This is a genomic window from Synechococcus sp. R3-13, assembly GCF_047462195.1.
GTDB lineage: Bacteria > Cyanobacteriota > Cyanobacteriia > Thermostichales > Thermostichaceae > Thermostichus.
In genome coordinates, this window is the sequence record NZ_JANSIO010000385.1 from 1 (window position 1) to 807 (window position 807).

At 58.5% G+C, this 807-nt stretch carries 1 pseudogene; it reads left to right on the plus strand.

From position 1 onward, the window contains the following. Positions 1 to 807, plus strand: a pseudogene (locus tag NW856_RS11540) (glycosyl transferase family 1); the annotation flags it as partial.

An 807-nucleotide genomic window follows, 5' to 3' on the forward strand; every position in this document is an offset into this window, starting at 1 on the left:
CCCCGCTCTGATGTGCGCTACTTTGTCAGCACGGCCAGCTCTGCCTGGATAGACACACGACTAGGAATCTACGAGCCCATTCAAGAGCTGCATCGCGTGCAGGAGCGACTGAGGGTATTTGTTGGCCGAGGCTGTCCTGGGGTGATAGCCGCGGACTTGCTGGACTTGCCGCGGCTGGAGCTGTACGTGGAAGAGGGGTTTGGGGATCCCTGTGGTCTGCTGGAGCAGAAGGGAGTGCCCGAGCGAGTTCATGAGGTGAGGGGGGAGCCGAGCAGTTGGCCCAGCTTTGATGCGGTGGTGTGCACAGCTCAGGACTTGCAGCGGCTGGGGCGGCCTTTGAGAACCAGCTTTGCTTTCATCCTGGGAGAAGACACCCAGCTCCTCTTTGCCAATGCGGGAAACATAACAGAAACTTTTCTCATTGACTTAATCCAAAAGGGCAGCTCTGCTCCGTCAGCTTGGTTGCGGGGGTACGAAGGCCTTGAGTATGAAGGGACAGTAGCCAGCCTGAGCCGCATCTATCAGCCTGCGGCTTCCATTCTTCCTGATGTCAAGGTTGTCGTGGATGTGAGAGCGGGGGTGGGCGTGGCCAGCGCTTGTTTCAGGACTTTTCACCCTGAGGCGGCCATTCATTGTTTCGAGACGAACCCTTTGGCCTTGCACCTACTGCAGCAGAATGCTTTGACTTTGGAGAACTGCTTTGTGCATCCGGTGGGACTGGCGGGGCAGGATAGTTGCAGAACCCGTCGCCTCTGGCCGGAGGATCCTCAGGCCGAGTGGGGAGTGGAGCAGCTGCTCCCTTTCCGG